At 48.3% G+C, this 14,952-nt stretch carries 16 protein-coding genes; 15 read left to right on the top strand and 1 reads right to left on the bottom strand.

The window, feature by feature from the left end; translation table 11 throughout:
• The first annotated feature begins 25 nt into the window (after window positions 1-25).
• Both lhaT and J7E21_RS04495 read left to right on the top strand, forming a co-directional pair.
• Window positions 26-661 carry a lipoprotein heptaprenylglyceryl N-acetyltransferase LhaT gene (lhaT, locus tag J7E21_RS04490; protein WP_215105137.1) on the top strand — a complete coding sequence of 212 codons (636 nt, stop codon included), beginning with the start codon at window positions 26-28 and terminating at the stop codon, window positions 659-661.
• 35 nt (window positions 662-696) lie between these two features.
• On the top strand, window positions 697-1,380 hold the full coding sequence (locus J7E21_RS04495) for a zinc metallopeptidase (RefSeq protein WP_215106107.1): 684 nt from the start codon (window positions 697-699) through the stop codon (window positions 1,378-1,380).
• A 70-nt stretch (window positions 1,381-1,450) separates the two neighbouring features.
• Here the strand turns inward: J7E21_RS04495 and J7E21_RS04500 are convergent, their stop codons facing one another.
• Window positions 1,451-2,314 carry a YitT family protein gene (locus tag J7E21_RS04500; protein ID WP_215105139.1) on the bottom strand — a complete coding sequence of 288 codons (864 nt, stop codon included), beginning with the start codon at window positions 2,312-2,314 and terminating at the stop codon, window positions 1,451-1,453.
• 96 nt (window positions 2,315-2,410) lie between these two features.
• On the opposite strand from J7E21_RS04500, the gene J7E21_RS04505 reads away from it, so the two are divergent.
• The 13 genes from J7E21_RS04505 (at window position 2,411) to asnS (ending at window position 14,915) form a co-directional block, all read left to right on the top strand.
• Window positions 2,411-2,755 (top strand): nucleotide pyrophosphohydrolase, encoded by a 345-nt coding sequence (locus J7E21_RS04505; RefSeq protein WP_215105141.1) that lies wholly within the window; start codon window positions 2,411-2,413, stop codon window positions 2,753-2,755.
• Window positions 2,752-3,552, top strand: a complete 801-nt coding sequence (dapB, locus tag J7E21_RS04510) for a 4-hydroxy-tetrahydrodipicolinate reductase (RefSeq protein WP_215105143.1) — start codon at window positions 2,752-2,754, stop codon at window positions 3,550-3,552. The genes J7E21_RS04505 and dapB overlap by 4 nt, the downstream gene beginning before the upstream one ends.
• A gap of 13 nt (window positions 3,553-3,565) precedes the next feature.
• Window positions 3,566-3,970, top strand: coding sequence for a methylglyoxal synthase (gene mgsA, locus J7E21_RS04515; RefSeq protein WP_215105145.1), 405 nt, complete (start codon window positions 3,566-3,568; stop codon window positions 3,968-3,970).
• A gap of 21 nt (window positions 3,971-3,991) precedes the next feature.
• Complete coding sequence (bshA, locus tag J7E21_RS04520; protein ID WP_215106109.1) at window positions 3,992-5,122, top strand: N-acetyl-alpha-D-glucosaminyl L-malate synthase BshA; 1,131 nt, start codon at window positions 3,992-3,994, stop codon at window positions 5,120-5,122.
• Complete coding sequence (locus tag J7E21_RS04525) at window positions 5,122-6,255, top strand: CCA tRNA nucleotidyltransferase (RefSeq protein WP_215105147.1); 1,134 nt, start codon at window positions 5,122-5,124, stop codon at window positions 6,253-6,255. The genes bshA and J7E21_RS04525 overlap by 1 nt, the downstream gene beginning before the upstream one ends.
• Window positions 6,233-7,213, top strand: a complete 981-nt coding sequence (locus J7E21_RS04530; RefSeq protein WP_215105148.1) for a biotin--[acetyl-CoA-carboxylase] ligase — start codon at window positions 6,233-6,235, stop codon at window positions 7,211-7,213. The genes J7E21_RS04525 and J7E21_RS04530 overlap by 23 nt, the downstream gene beginning before the upstream one ends.
• A 222-nt stretch (window positions 7,214-7,435) precedes the next feature.
• On the top strand, window positions 7,436-8,272 hold the full coding sequence (panC, locus tag J7E21_RS04535; RefSeq protein ID WP_215105150.1) for a pantoate--beta-alanine ligase: 837 nt from the start codon (window positions 7,436-7,438) through the stop codon (window positions 8,270-8,272).
• Between the two features lie 3 nt (window positions 8,273-8,275).
• A complete protein-coding gene (panD, locus tag J7E21_RS04540; RefSeq protein WP_215105152.1) occupies window positions 8,276-8,659 on the top strand; it encodes an aspartate 1-decarboxylase in 384 nt (127 codons plus the stop codon).
• A 144-nt stretch (window positions 8,660-8,803) separates the two neighbouring features.
• A complete protein-coding gene (dinG, locus tag J7E21_RS04545; RefSeq protein WP_215105155.1) occupies window positions 8,804-11,563 on the top strand; it encodes an ATP-dependent DNA helicase DinG in 2,760 nt (919 codons plus the stop codon).
• Window positions 11,564-11,732: 169 nt separating this feature from the next.
• Window positions 11,733-11,903 (top strand): YpmA family protein, encoded by a 171-nt coding sequence (locus tag J7E21_RS04550; protein ID WP_215105157.1) that lies wholly within the window; start codon window positions 11,733-11,735, stop codon window positions 11,901-11,903.
• A gap of 8 nt (window positions 11,904-11,911) precedes the next feature.
• Complete coding sequence (locus J7E21_RS04555) at window positions 11,912-12,385, top strand: cell wall elongation regulator TseB-like domain-containing protein (RefSeq protein ID WP_215105159.1); 474 nt, start codon at window positions 11,912-11,914, stop codon at window positions 12,383-12,385.
• 5 nt (window positions 12,386-12,390) lie between these two features.
• Window positions 12,391-13,590 (top strand): pyridoxal phosphate-dependent aminotransferase, encoded by a 1,200-nt coding sequence (locus tag J7E21_RS04560; RefSeq protein WP_285228733.1) that lies wholly within the window; start codon window positions 12,391-12,393, stop codon window positions 13,588-13,590.
• 29 nt (window positions 13,591-13,619) lie between these two features.
• Window positions 13,620-14,915, top strand: a complete 1,296-nt coding sequence (asnS, locus tag J7E21_RS04565; protein ID WP_215105161.1) for an asparagine--tRNA ligase — start codon at window positions 13,620-13,622, stop codon at window positions 14,913-14,915.
• The last annotated feature ends 37 nt before the right edge of the window (window positions 14,916-14,952 follow it).

A 14,952-nucleotide genomic window follows, 5' to 3' on the forward strand; every position in this document is an offset into this window, starting at 1 on the left:
TTTCTGCACAAGAAAGGAAGGTTTCATGTTGCAGTTCGTTGCGAAAGTTTCTGCTTGGCTGATGTTCCGCCCTTTTTTAATCTTATTGTTTTTCGTTAATTTAGGCGGAACGATTTATGGCTATATTTGGTATGGCTGGCAATTGCGCATCACTGAGCCGATTTTTCTAATCTTTGTACCGGATAGTCCGACAGCCAGCCTGTTTTTCACCATTGTGCTGGGGCTATGGATCGTCGGGAAACGCAATTCACTGCTTGAGGCTTTAGCATTCGTCACATTAATCAAGTACGGATTATGGGCGGTTGTCATGAATTTACTGACGCTCTGGCAAACAGGCTCTATCGGCTGGCTCGGGTGGATGCTGGTTGCTTCGCATTTTGCGATGGCACTCCAAGCTGTGCTTTATATCGACCATTACCGCTTCGGCTATGTTTCTGTTGCGCTGGCAGCAATTTGGACATTGCATAACGACGTCATTGATTATGTGTTTGGGCAGATGCCGATTTACTCGAGCTTGAGTGAATACAGTGCGCAAATCGGCTATTTTACATTTTGGCTGTCGATTGCCTGCATTGCATTTGCGTGGGTCGTCGCTTCATTGAATCGTCATGAAGCGACGCGCGTATCAGTTGACCGTGAGTGGGAAAAACAAGTAAAATAGGCTTATAGAAACAAAAAGAGAGGTTGATCAATATAATGGGATTGGGCGGCTATTTGATTTATTTTATCGTCTTGTTGATTGTGCCTATCTGGGCTCAAATGAAATTAAAAAGTACGTATAAGAAATATTCTAAAGTCCGGTCAACATCCGGGCATACCGGTGCTGAAGTGGCGCGTATCATTCTTGACCAGAATGGCCTTCATAACATCAAAGTCGTTGAAAGCCGGGGCATGTTGAGCGATCATTACAACCCGATGACAAAAACGGTTGCGTTAAGCAGCCATAACTATCATGAGCCTTCTGTCGCTGGTACAGCGGTAGCTGCCCATGAAGTCGGCCATGCCATTCAAGATGCGACGGATTATTCGTTCTTGCGTTTCCGCCACCGTTTAGTACCAGTCGTCAATATTTCATCGAATATGTCTTGGGTATTCATCATGATTGGTTTGTTCGCGCAAATGAGCGGGGCTTTGTTGATCGGGATCGTACTCCTGGCAATCGGGGTATTGTTCCAATTGGTCACATTGCCGGTCGAGTTCAACGCTTCTAACCGGGCGATGAATGAATTGTTATCGCATAACATCATCCGCAATGAAGAAGAACGCCATGCGAAAAAAGTATTGAACGCTGCGGCGATGACTTATGTAGCAGCAACTGCTGTCGCAGTCATCGAACTTGCGCGCTTGCTATTGATCTACACTAGTATGAATCGTTCATAAAAATAAAACGGGCGGGAAAAGCGATCGCTTTTCCCGCCCGTTTTTTGATGCTTCCATTGCAGTTCAATTGCTAAATCGGCTGCTTTTGTTCATCGAGTGTGAATCCTTCGCCCATGACGTCATGCACTTCAATCAAGGAGACAAAGGCGTGCGGGTCTACCGAATTGACAATATTCTTCAGCCGGACCAGTTCATTGCGTGCAACGACGCAATACAACACTTCCCGCTCTTCTTTGGTGAAATGGCCATAACCTCTTAATATAGTAATGCCGCGGTCCATTTCGATTGCGATGCGGCTGGCGATTTCTTCTTGTGAGTTGGAAATGATTAAAGCGCCGCGCCCCGAATACGCGCCTTCCTGCACGAAATCAATGACTCGCGCCCCGACGAATACAGCTACCAGCGTATACATCATGGAGCGGTAGTCGAGGAATGTCAGCCAAGACAGCATGATGACCAGTGCATCGAAGAGGAACATCGTCTTGCCCATGCTCCAGCCGATGTATTTTTGGACGAGCCGTGCAATGATATCGACTCCACCGGTCGTCCCGCCAAAACGGAAGATGATGCCAAGCCCGACACCGATGAACACCCCGGCAAATAAAGCAGCGAGGAACAAATCGTCGCGTAGAGGAATCTGTATTTCGTATATAAGGAAGATTTTCAAAAACACGGAAACCGCAACCGTTCCAATAATGGTATTGAGCAACACTTTGCGCCCGAGCAATTTCCAGCCGACAAAAAACAACGGAATGTTCAGCAATAAGTTCATCAATGCCGGGTCCCAATTCAACAGGAAGTACAGTATTAATGTAATTCCGGCAAAACCGCCTTCCCCGAGCTCATTTTGAATATTAAAATGCACGAAACCAAAACTATAAATAGCTGAGCCTAGAACGATGAACAAGATATTTTTCAACTGTAGTTCTTTCATATTTAAAATCACCCTTTCGTCAACTTCTGTATTATCTGTCATAATGCCGATTTTGACAATAACCTTCCTTTTCTTTACGATTGAAAGAGGAGTGTGATGACAGTGGGCGATGAAAAAAGCATGCGGCAATTGCAGCGTGATGTGGACGAATATATCGGCCAGTTCAAAGAAGGTTATTTTGCGCCTATGGAAATGCTGGCGCGGATGACTGAGGAACTCGGCGAACTGGCACGGGAAGTCAATCATGTCTACGGTCCGAAAAAGAAAAAAGCGACAGAAGCCGAGAAGAATATCGAAGAGGAAATGGGCGATGTGCTGTTTGTCTTGATCAGCATGGCCAACTCACTCGATATCGATTTGCAGGAAGCACATGACCGTGTGATGGATAAGTTTCAAACTCGGGACAAAGACCGTTGGACAAGAAAGGAAGAGCAATCATGACGATAAAAGTAGCGATAGCCGGAGCACGTGGCAAAATGGGCAAAGAAGCAGTACATACCGTAATGGAAAATGTCGACATGGAATTGGTGGCAGCACTTGATTACAAAGAAATAGGCAAAACCTTAGCCGATACTGGGTTGTTTCCGGAAAGTTTCCAAGTTCCGGTCTTCACCGACTTGGCTGAGCTTCACAAGAACTGTTTACCGGATGTGCTCGTCGATTTGACCACACCTGAGCACGTCTATGCCCACACAAAACAAGCGTTGCAGCTGGGGATTCGCCCGGTTGTCGGAACAACCGGATTTTCGACAGATGAGTTGCGAGAGTTGACGGAACTTGCAACAGCTTCGCGACTCGGCTGCATCATCGCCCCGAATTTCGCGGTGGGTGCCGTATTGATGATGAAGTTTGCCGAACAGGCGGCCAAATATTTGCCGGATGTCGAGATCATCGAAATGCACCATGATCAAAAACTCGACGCGCCGTCTGGAACAGCGATGAAAACAGCCCATCTGATGAGTAGAGAGAGAATTGCTCATCCACAGGGCCATGCGCATGAAAAAGAAACATTGGAAGGCGCACGCGGTGCAGATTACGAAGGCATGCGAATACATAGTGTGCGGCTTCCGGGCCTTGTCGCCCATCAGCAAGTGCTCATGGGGGGGGAAGGTCAGCTGTTGACGATCCGCCATGATTCGTTCAATCGCGGCTCGTTCATGTCCGGAGTTAGTTTGTCTATAAGGGAAGTAATGGAAAAGCAACAATTAATTTATGGCCTTGAGCACATCATCGCCTAGAGGAGACGATTGGATGAACATCGCATTGATTGCCCACGACCGAAAAAAAGATGATTTGATACAGTTTGCGACGGCCTATAAGCCGATTCTTTCCAAACACACTTTATATGCGACGGGAACGACAGGCCAACGGGTAATCGATGAGACGGGGCTTTCCGTACACCGCTTCCAATCCGGGCCGCATGGCGGTGACCAGCAGATCGGTGCGATGGTCGCACAAAACGATATGGATATGATCATCTTTTTCCGTGACCCGCTGACGGCGCAGCCACATGAACCGGATGTCACGGCATTGATCCGTTTATGCGATGTCTATCAAATTCCGCTTGCGACCAATATGGGAACAGCTGAGGTCCTCCTGAAAGGTCTGGAAAAAGGCTTGGTCGATTGGCGGCTCCTAAGCGAGCGCCGGAAATAGGAGGAGAAAACTGTGCGAAAAATGAAAATCGGAATTACGTGTTATCCGACGGTCGGCGGGTCTGGCGTAGTGGCGACGGAACTTGGAAAGATGCTGGCAGAAAAAGGCCACGAAATCCACTTCATCACATCCAGTACGCCTTTTCGTCTGAACCGGATGTACGCCAATATATTCAGCCACCAAGTGGACGTCAACAGCTACTCAGTATTTCAATATGCCCCTTACGATATTGCGCTTGCTACCAAAATTGCGGAAGTGATCAAAAACGAAAAGCTTGATTTACTGCATGTCCATTACGCCATCCCGCATGCAGTCTGTGCGATTTTGGGCCGCGATATGGCCGGCTCCGACATCGGCATCGTGACGACTTTGCATGGGACTGATATTACCGTTCTCGGGACGGACAGCTCGCTGAAAGACGCCATCCGCTACGGCATTGAAAAATCGGATATCGTGACGGCAGTTTCAGATTCGTTGAAACAGCAAACATACGAAATGATCGCTCCTGACCAAAAAATTGAAACGGTCCATAATTTCGTGGATGAACGGGAATATCATGTACGCGATTCAGCTGGGTTAAAACAGGAACTTAGCATCGAAGCGCACGAGAAAGTTTTGATTCATGTGTCGAATTTTCGCAAAGTGAAACGGGTCGAAGACGTTATTTATACTTTTGCAAAAGTGCGGGAAGCGCTCAATGCCAAATTGCTGCTCGTCGGTGATGGACCGGAAATAAGCTGGATCCATCAACTCGTCAAAGAACTGCATTTGGAAAATGATGTGCTGTTTCTCGGAAAACGCGACAACTTGTCGGAATTGTACAGCATGAGTGATGTGAAATTGCTGATGTCGGAAAAAGAAGCGTTCGGCTTAGTGCTGCTAGAAGCGATGGCTTGCGGCGTTCCAGCGATTGGAACGCGCATAGGCGGCATTCCGGAAATTATCGAACCGGGTAAAAATGGTTATTTGGTCGAACTGGGCGATAGCGACGCTGCAGCGGATGCTGCCATAAAGATCTTGGGCGACGCAGAGCTTTATCAACGGATGAGCGACGCTGCCTTAAAAACTGCGACACAGAGTTTCAGTTCCAAGAAAATCCTAGCCGAATACGAAGCGCTCTATGCGCGTCTTTTAAAAAAGGCGGATAGCTGATGGAAAATGCAAAAACCATCATCGCCTGCTTAAAGCTGGCGGGGTTTGAAGCGTATATGGTCGGCGGTGCAGTAAGGGACTATTTGCGTGGCGTGACGCCACATGACATCGATGTTGCTACTTCTGCAACACCGCAGCAAGTGAAAGCTTTATTTGAGCGGACGGTGGATACTGGCATCGAGCACGGCACTGTACTAGTCCTTATTGGCGGCGCGGGAACCGAAGTGACCACTTTCCGGACCGAAAGCGGATATTCGGATAACCGCCGTCCAGATAAAGTGGAGTTTGTAAATTCCTTACAGGAAGATTTGCGGCGCCGCGACTTCACCATCAATGCGATGGCGATGACGGAGCAATTGGACCTTATCGATCCGTTTGAAGGAAGGGAAGATTTGGCAGCCGGGCTTATTCGGGCGGTCGGAAATCCAAAAGAACGCTTTTATGAAGATGCGTTGCGCATGCTCCGGGCAATCCGCTTTTCGGGGCAACTGGAGTTTCGCATTGACCCTGATACTTTACTGGCCATCATACAACATGCAGAGAGAATCCGCTCAGTGGCAATTGAACGGATCAAAGCCGAACTGGATAAAGTGATGGTATCCCCTGCACCGAAGCTAAGCATGGGCTATTTGCTCGAAACCGGGCTCAATGAGTCTCTCCCGGCAGGCGATTTGTTTGCGCTTGATTGGTCGATGTTCCCATCGTCTAATGATGCCTTATCCGGTTGGTTTTATCTTCTGCACCACAACGACAAACAGTTTGAGGTCATAGGGGCATACCGCTTCTCTAATCACGACAAGAAGGATTTGCAGCGGGCACTTGAAGCAAGCCGCCTGGTAGTTTGGGATGATTGGGTTTATTATCAGTATACGGAGCGCCAGTTGGCGATTGCACAAACTGTTGTCCATCAGGATGATGCCATTAATGAGCGAAAAGCTGCCTTGCCAGTCCGCTCGAAATCGGAATTGGCGGTCAATGGCCGCGATCTGATGGAATGGACAGGGCGAAAAGCCGGTTCCTGGTTGAAAGAATGGATCTTGCAAATTGAGCAAGCGGTCGTAAATCGCCGTTTAGCCAATGACAAAGAACGGATAAAGGATTGGTTTATTGATGAATATCACCGTCACACATAAATTGGCGAAACGTTTGCTAGAAGCTGGCGAGGAGCCTGTATCGGGCCAGCAACTGGCAGAGGAGTTCGGCATTTCCCGGACAGCCATATGGAAGCATATGAAAGAGCTAGAAGAGATGGGCTATGAAATCGATTCGGTCCGCAAAAAAGGCTATCGCGTCAAGAAAAGCCCGGATAACCTGGAAGCCTTTTCTGTCCAGACGGGGCTCAATACAAAAAAAATCGGGGGCCACATTACTCATTTGGAGCAATGTGCGTCGACGCAAATCGTCGCCCACAAATTAGCCCAAGAAGGAGCAGTGGACGGAACGGTCGTCATCGCAGAGCTGCAGACCGAAGGCAGAGGGCGCTTGATGAGAAAATGGGATTCCGCACATGGCAAAGGCATCTGGATGAGTATCATACTGCGGCCGAATGTTCCGCCACATAAAGCCCCTCAGTTTACGCTAGTTGCGGCCGTCGCGGTCGTCCGGGCTATACAACAAGTCACAGGGCTTGAGCCGATGATCAAATGGCCGAATGATATTTTATTCGGTGCGAAAAAAGCAACAGGCATCTTAACCGAACTACAGTCGGATGCGGACGGCATTCAGGCGCTGATCATCGGTATCGGTGTCAACGTCAATCAGCAGCTGGATGATTTCGACCCATCAGTCCAAGACATCGCCACTTCGTTAAGCTTGGAATCGGGCACTGTGGTGAACCGCCGTGAATTGGCGCAGGAAATTTTGCGATGCTTAGAACTGTATACTGACATGTATATCGAGCATGGATTTTCCCCGTTAAAACATTTATGGGAAGGGCATTCGGCAACGATCGGCAAAGCGGTGCGAGCGCGGATGTCCAGGGAAACTTTGGAAGGCATTGCCGAAGGGATTACAGAAGACGGCGTCTTGCAGCTCCGAACGGCAGACGGCAAGCTCCATGGCATTTATTCGGCTGATATCGAACTGAAGTAATGGATATAGGCAAGTTCAGGAAATTCTGCTATAGTGAAAATAACGGGCAGTATCCACTGTGAACTGCACCGCAGCAACGCAAGACAGCAAATACAATTGTATACAAATCTGCCTTGATCAGCGCATGACAGGGACGGAGGAAACCGAATTGGAATTTTCTGTCCTTCTGTCTTTCGACAGAAGGCTTTTTATATGGTTTTCTCCTAAAAAGGAGAGGAAAACATGCAAGTGGTAAAAAGTTTACAGGATTTTAAAGCGTGGGTCAGGGAAGTGAAAAATAGTGGCCGATCAATCGGGTTGGTGCCGACGATGGGTTTCTTGCACGAAGGACATTTGTCGCTCGTCGAACAGGCGAAAGCGGAAAACGATCAAGTCGTCATGAGCATTTTCGTCAATCCGGCACAGTTCGGGCCAAATGAAGATTTTGATCGTTACCCGCGCGATTTCGAGCGAGACAGCATGCTAGCGGAAAAAGCAGGAGTCGATGTGATCTTTGCACCGTCTGCTGAGGAGATGTATCCGCGCAAATCACAGCTTTCGATAAGCGCTGGATCGCTTGCAACCGTTCTATGTGGTGCGAGCAGGCCCGGCCATTTCGATGGCGTTTTGAAAGTGGTGACGAAGTTATTCCACCTCGCTGAACCCGACATCGCCTATTTCGGCCAGAAGGACGCCCAGCAGTTGGCTATCATCGAATCGCTCGTGCGCGATTTCAACTTTCCGATGGAAATACACCGAGTCGCCACGGTCCGTGAACAAGACGGCTTGGCGAAAAGCTCGCGCAATGTGTATTTAAGTGAGCCGGAGCGCAAGGAAGCGTCGATGCTTTATGAAGCTTTGCAGCAAGGGAAAACAGCTGCCCAACAAGGCCGCAACCCCGTTCCTGAAATGGAGCAGTTCCTTCAGGCCGAAACGTCAGGCGTTATCGATTATATTGAACTGCTTTCTTATCCCGATTTGACGCCGGACCCGAACGGACAAGTAATCTTGGCGCTCGCTGTACAGTTCGAGCGCGCCCGTCTTATCGACAATATCATTTTCACTTTAAAGGAGAACTGACCTATGCTTAGAATGATGCTCAATTCCAAAATCCACCGTGCCACTGTGACAGAAGCCGATTTGAATTATGTCGGTAGCATCACGATCGACCAGAATCTTCTGGATGCAGTCGGCATGCTGCCGAACGAGAAAGTCCACATCGTCAACAATAATAACGGCGCCCGCTTTGAAACATATATCATCGCCGGAGAGCGCGGTAGCGGCGTTATTTGTGTCAACGGTGCAGCGGCACGCCTCGTCCAACGTGGCGACATCGTCATCATCTTGTCTTACGGATATGTCATGGATAAAGATGCACGCGACCATAAGCCGACAGTGGCGATCATGAATACAGACAATTCAATCAAAGAAATCATCCATTATGAGCCAGAAGCAACAATCATGTAACAATACAGCTCTAAAACACCGCAACAGGAATGCACGATTTCCTAATTGCGGTGTTTATTTTTTTCATAGTGTTGGAGCCGGCGAACAGGCGGGGAATATGTTACAATTTTTCGTGAGAGAACCACCTGAGAAAGAGGGGTTAATATGAATTCCCAAAAATATATCGTTGTTGATATCGAAACAACGGGCCATTCCCCTGCAAAAGGTGATCGGATTATCCAACTGGCAATGGTTACAATCGAACATGGCGAAATTACTGATACATATACGAAATTTATCAATCCGCAGCGCAAAATCCCTGCGTTCATACAAGACTTGACCAATATTACCGAGCAGGATGTTGTAGATGCTGAACCGTTCGAATCGCATGCGGAAGAAGTATATAGCCGCTTAGAAGGCACAATTTTTGTCGCCCACAACATCCATTTCGACTTGCCGTTTCTTCAGGCGGAATTGAAGCGGGCAGGACTGCCGATGTGGCACGGGCTTGCGATGGATACGGTGGAACTCGCGCGCCTCGTCTATCCGACCGCCTTCAGCTATAAATTGCAGGACATCGTGGCAGAACAAGGAATTGCGCTCGAGAGCGCACACCGTGCAGATGATGATGCCTTTGCGACGGCGGAATTGTTTTTAAAAGCCAAACAGGCGCTGGTGGAACTTCCGTACGACACGCTGGTGCTGCTGCATAAACGTTCTTTCCAGTTAAAATCGGATTTGTCGCGTTTGCTGTTTGAAATCACCCAGCAAAAGCGCAATAGCCAAGCGGACCGCTTCAAGCACTTCCGCGGCATTCCGATCGTCCCGAAAACCAGTCGTGAAGGATTAGAATCGTCAGAACCGCTTACTGATTGGCGCAGCGGGCTGGAAAAAATCATGCCGAATTACGAAAATCGGCCGAGCCAAGTGGCGATGATGCGATCGATCGATCAAGCGATCCGTGAGCGCAAAGAACTTGTGATTGAAGCATCGACCGGAATGGGAAAAACACTCGGGTACCTGCTGCCGGCCGCCTCTTATGCGCTTGAATCCGGCAAACAGGTCGTGGTCAGTACGTACACGACACATCTGCAAGATCAGCTCGTATCAAAAGAAGTCAAACTGGCTGAACAGTTTTTAGGAACAGGAGTTCGCGTTTCACTTATTAAAGGACTGACACATTACATCGACTTGAGCCGCTTTTTCGATTTGCTTCACGGAGACGATGAATCCTACGATGAAACCTTTACCATCATGCAAATTCTCGTATGGCTTACTGCGACCCGTACAGGTGATTTGAATGAATTGAACGCATCGAGTGGCGGCCAATTGCTGATTGATAAAGTCAGGCGGTCGCATTTGCGCAAATTGTCCCGCGAAGAAAAAAAAGTTGATTTTTATGAATACGCGTTGACTGAGGCAGAACACGCCCATGTCATCGTGACAAATCATGCCTTTTTGTTGAACCCCCACACGCAAAAGCGCTCAGTGCTGAAAAATGTCGATGCTTACATATGGGATGAAGCGCACCAAGTTGTGCAAGCAGCAGTCGCCCATAAGGAGAAGACTTTTGTCTACACACAGTGGCGCTACGTCTTCGGGCAGATTGGGAGTTTTGATGAAAACCAGCTATTTGCTTCATTTTACCGTGTTGCGGAAGCGCAGCGGTTTGCAAGGGTGCCGGAGTTGCTTCAAATGGAGTCGCTGTTTTTGAAATATACCAGTTTGTTCGATGTCATCTCACTCGACTTGGCGCAAGCTTTTCAAGAGAAATTCCACAATAGCCGCCAGAAAAAATGCGCCGCATTGTTGGATGAGCTGAATTTCGAGCGGGAGCAATTTTTGGAGTTGCTGCGCTTTTTGAACAGCTGGATCGATATGGCTCAGACGATTTTGCAAAAAGCCGAGCGTTTTACGGAATTGACGATGGCCGACCGGCTTATCATTGCGGACTTCCGCTATTGGACAGAAGAATTATTGCTTAAAGCTGTGGAATTCAGTGAAATCTTCGTTTTTCCGAAAGAAGACGAAGTTTCTTGGGTCGAAGGCGACCTGCGCAGCATGCCGACTAGTTTGTCGCTGTACAAGCGGCCGTATGAAGTGGCTTCGCTCGTCGATAAAGTGGTGGGGCAGGCACGCGGAGAAAAAGCGATTATTTGGCTTTCGGGAACGATGAGCGTTCCGTCGAACGAACGCTTTATCGTCAACCAGTTGGGCATTCCGCTTCATGTGCCCATCGAGAAATTTGAGCCGGCCGACCAGTTCTACAGCGGGGCAAAAGTGTATATCGTAGAAGATATGCCGGACATTCAGCAAGTCGCCCAGCATGAATACATCGAATCGGTGGCGGATGCTGTTTCGCAGACGGTGCTGGTGACGGAAGGCCGCTGTTTTGTGCTGTTTACGTCACAGGACATGCTCCGAAAAACTGTCGATTTGATTCAGGATTCTCAGTTATTGGACGATTATATGCTATTTGCACAAGGCATGTCATCAGGAAGCCGGATGAAGCTGCTGAAATCATTCCAGCGCTTCCAAAAATCGGTGTTGTTCGGAACGAATAGTTTCTGGGAAGGCGTCGACGTGCCGGGAGATGCGTTGCGCGCGGTCGTCGTCGTTAGGCTGCCATTCACGTCACCCGAAGAGCCGGTATTCAAAGCGAAGTCACGCATTATTTCGAAAGAAGGCATCAATCCGTTTCTGCATTATGCACTGCCGGAAGCGGTGCTGCGTCTGCGTCAAGGATTCGGCCGTCTGATTCGCTCGAAAAATGATAAAGGTTTGTTTATCGTACTCGACCGCCGCATCGAAACGAAATCCTACGGACAGGAATTTCTGCAGGCTCTGCCGGATGTGCCGATAGCGAAAGTGTCTTTGGAAAAGATGGTAACGGATATTGAACATTGGTATAATAAGCAAGGATAAAGAGAAACTTCGATCAATGGGGATTCTTTTCCCCACTGATTGTAAGTTGATCCAATCGGACTTTTACGGCCCGTTGATCTCCCGCTTAAAGAAGTGAGAGTCTTACGGACCGTTAAAGCAGGATAAAGCGGACAAAGTTTCGCCCTCAATCGAAAGGAAGTGCCGAACAATGGAGTCCAAAATCGAAGTATTAACGACTGTGCAAGTCGACTACCAATCCGATCTGTACAAAGTGGTCGATGCATTAAACCGGACATTGAAGGACCGTGATTTGATGTTTGGTTTGGCGCTTGATAAAGACGACCAGACAAAAGCGGTTTTTACAGTTTATAAAACCTAGGTGATTATATGAAAGAATGGATGAAGTTTATCGTTGGCTTCCTTGCTTTGCTCGCCGTTGTAATCGTCCTCATCATTTTATTTTTGGGCAATAAGCCGTTTTCCGAAACAGAGCAGGCAGCGATCGAACAAGTAGAGGCAGATGGGGTCCTCTCGGAAGTGGACCGGGCTTATGTCTATACTAGTGCTGTGCAATCGGTGACGGTTCTCGGGACGGATGAAGAAGGTAGATTAAAGGCGGTTTTCGTCTCTGAAGACGGGGAAATGGAGACGCTGATGCTGGAAGATCAAGTAACCGCGCAACAAGCACGCGAGATTGTCCAAGCCGATATGGAAGTGAAGAAAATCCTTCATACGAAGCTCGGCATGGAAAGTGCGGGAGCGGTATGGGAAATTGCCTTCCTGAATGAATCGGACCGCCTGAACTATGTGTATCTGTTGGCGGAAGACGGCACGTGGTGGAAACGCATACTGAATTTGTGAAAGGGTTGAGAAATTTGTTGACATTAGCAAATCGTGTAAAGACATTAACGCCATCGACAACATTGGCGATTACGGCAAAAGCCAATGAATTAAAAGCACAAGGCGTCGATGTGATCGGCCTTGGCGCAGGCGAGCCGGATTATAATACACCGCAAAACATTCTGGACGCAGCAAACCGCTCCATGCAAGAAGGCAAGACGAAATATACGCCAGCTGGTGGTTTGCCAGAGTTGAAAAAGGCGATACAAGATAAACTCGAGCGAGACCAGGGGCTTTCCTATGACCAAAAGGAAATCATGGTCGGCATAGGGGCAAAACATGTACTTTATACACTGTTCCAAGTATTGTTGAATGAAGGCGACGAAGTCATCATTCCAATTCCTTATTGGGTCAGCTATCCTGAACAAGTGAAATTGGCTGGAGGCGTACCGGTATATATTGAAGCGACTGCCAACCAATCGTATAAAATCACGCCGCAGCAATTGCAGGAAGCGATTACGGACCGGACAAAAGCGGTGATCATCAACTCGCCGAGTAATCCGACCGGCATGATCTACTCGAAAGAAGAACTGCAGGCACTCGCGGAAGTTTGCCGCGAGGCGGATATTTTGATCGTTTCCGATGAAATTTATGAGAAATTGATCTACGGCAAGGTGACCCATACGTCGGTTGCTGAATTGTCTGATGATGCCAAGAAACGCACAGTCCTCATTAACGGCGTTTCAAAATCCCATTCGATGACCGGCTGGCGGATCGGCTATGCTGCTGGCGATAAAGAATTGATCAAAGCGATGACCGACCTTGCGAGCCATTCGACGTCGAACCCGGCGACCACGTCGCAGTACGCGGCGATCGAAGCTTATAATGGCCCTCAAGATGCAGTAGAGGAAATGCGCCAGGCATTCGAAAGCCGTCTGGAAGCCATTTTTCCGAAACTTGCAGCGATACCAGGATTCACCGTACTGCATCCGCAAGGCGCATTTTATTTGCTGCCGGATGTCTCAGAAGCAGTAGCAAAAACCGGTTTTTCTTCAGTCGATGATTTCGCGAAAGCTTTGTTGGAAGAAGCGAACGTTGCAGTGATTCCAGGATCCGGGTTCGGTGCGCACTCGACAATCCGTTTGTCTTATGCGACATCACTTGAAGTACTGGAACAAGCGGTCGAACGGATCAGTGAATTTGTTCAAAAACATTGGCAAGAATAAGCACTATATATTTGGAGGCTATTTTACAGATGAAAAAAATCACTATTGCCGAGATGGCAAAGTATAATGGACAAACAATCAAACTCGGCGCTTGGGTCGCCAATAAACGCTCCAGCGGCAAAATCGCCTTTCTTCAATTGCGCGATGGCTCTGGATTCGTGCAAGGCATCGTTGTAAAAGCAGAAGCGGGCGAAGAGATTTTCGCAAAAGCGAAAGCCTTGACGCAAGAGACCTCTCTATATGTGATAGGCGAAGTAAAAGAAGACGAGCGTTCGGCGTTCGGTTATGAACTCGCAATCTCAGATATTGAAGTGATTCACGAAGCGAAAGATTTCCCAATCACGCCGAAAGAACACGGCACTGAGTTTTTGATGGACAACCGCCACCTATGGCTGCGTTCAAGAAAACAGCATGCCATCATGAAGATCCGCAATGAAATCATTCGTGCGACTTACGAATTCTTCAACGACAACGGATTCGTCAAAGTGGACCCGCCGATTTTGACGGGCTCTTCTCCGGAGGGCACGTCGGAGCTATTTGCGACCAAATACTTTGACGAAGATGCTTATTTATCGCAATCTGGCCAACTGTACATGGAAGCGGCTGCGATGGCACTTGGGAAAGTGTTCTCATTCGGCCCGACATTCCGTGCCGAGAAATCGAAAACACGCCGCCACTTGATCGAGTTTTGGATGATCGAGCCGGAAATGGCGTTCGTAGAACACGCTGAGAGCTTGGAAGTCCAAGAGCAGTTTGTAGCGCACATTGTGCAATCGGTATTGAAAAATTGCCAGATTGAACTTGAGCGTCTTGAGCGCGACACGACCAAACTTGAAAAAATCAAAGCGCCGTTCCCGCGCGTCACTTATGACGATGCGATCAAATGGCTGAACGACAATGGCTTTAAAGACATCAAATGGGGCGAAGATTTCGGTGCTCCGCACGAAACGGCATTAGCCGAGAGCTACGACATGCCGATCTTCATCACTCATTATCCGATCGGGATCAAGCCGTTCTATATGCAGCCGCATCCAGAGCGTGATGACGTCGTATTGTGTGCAGACATGATCGCACCGGAAGGATACGGCGAAATCATCGGTGGATCTGAACGGATCCACGATTACGAATTGATGAAGCAGCGTATAAAAGAGCATAATTTAGATGAAGCTGCTTACGAATGGTATCTGGACCTGAGCAAATACGGAGCAGTGCCGCATTCCGGTTTCGGCCTTGGACTCGAGCGGACAGTGGCTTGGATCAGCGGCGCTGAACATGTGCGCGAATCGATTCCATTCCCACGTTTGTTGAACCGTCTTTATCCATAAGGAACTAGTTAATTGAAAAAATCCTCACTTGAAGATA

The organism is Planococcus sp. ISL-109 (genome assembly GCF_018613655.1).
Classification (GTDB): domain Bacteria; phylum Bacillota; class Bacilli; order Bacillales_A; family Planococcaceae; genus Planococcus.

Excerpts from the sequence above, each read along its gene's own strand:
- lhaT (WP_215105137.1), top strand. The coding sequence starts at position 26 with ATGTTGCAGTTCGTTGCGAAAGTTTCTGCTTGGCTGATGTTCCGCCCT.
- J7E21_RS04495 (WP_215106107.1), top strand. The coding sequence starts at position 697 with ATGGGATTGGGCGGCTATTTGATTTATTTTATCGTCTTGTTGATTGTG.
- J7E21_RS04500 (WP_215105139.1), bottom strand. The coding sequence starts at position 2,314 with ATGAAAGAACTACAGTTGAAAAATATCTTGTTCATCGTTCTAGGCTCA.
- J7E21_RS04505 (WP_215105141.1), top strand. The coding sequence starts at position 2,411 with ATGACAGTGGGCGATGAAAAAAGCATGCGGCAATTGCAGCGTGATGTG.
- dapB (WP_215105143.1), top strand. The coding sequence starts at position 2,752 with ATGACGATAAAAGTAGCGATAGCCGGAGCACGTGGCAAAATGGGCAAA.
- mgsA (WP_215105145.1), top strand. The coding sequence starts at position 3,566 with ATGAACATCGCATTGATTGCCCACGACCGAAAAAAAGATGATTTGATA.
- bshA (WP_215106109.1), top strand. The coding sequence starts at position 3,992 with ATGAAAATCGGAATTACGTGTTATCCGACGGTCGGCGGGTCTGGCGTA.
- J7E21_RS04525 (WP_215105147.1), top strand. The coding sequence starts at position 5,122 with ATGGAAAATGCAAAAACCATCATCGCCTGCTTAAAGCTGGCGGGGTTT.
- J7E21_RS04530 (WP_215105148.1), top strand. The coding sequence starts at position 6,233 with ATGAATATCACCGTCACACATAAATTGGCGAAACGTTTGCTAGAAGCT.
- panC (WP_215105150.1), top strand. The coding sequence starts at position 7,436 with ATGCAAGTGGTAAAAAGTTTACAGGATTTTAAAGCGTGGGTCAGGGAA.
- panD (WP_215105152.1), top strand. The coding sequence starts at position 8,276 with ATGCTTAGAATGATGCTCAATTCCAAAATCCACCGTGCCACTGTGACA.
- dinG (WP_215105155.1), top strand. The coding sequence starts at position 8,804 with ATGAATTCCCAAAAATATATCGTTGTTGATATCGAAACAACGGGCCAT.
- J7E21_RS04550 (WP_215105157.1), top strand. The coding sequence starts at position 11,733 with ATGGAGTCCAAAATCGAAGTATTAACGACTGTGCAAGTCGACTACCAA.
- J7E21_RS04555 (WP_215105159.1), top strand. The coding sequence starts at position 11,912 with ATGAAAGAATGGATGAAGTTTATCGTTGGCTTCCTTGCTTTGCTCGCC.
- asnS (WP_215105161.1), top strand. The coding sequence starts at position 13,620 with ATGAAAAAAATCACTATTGCCGAGATGGCAAAGTATAATGGACAAACA.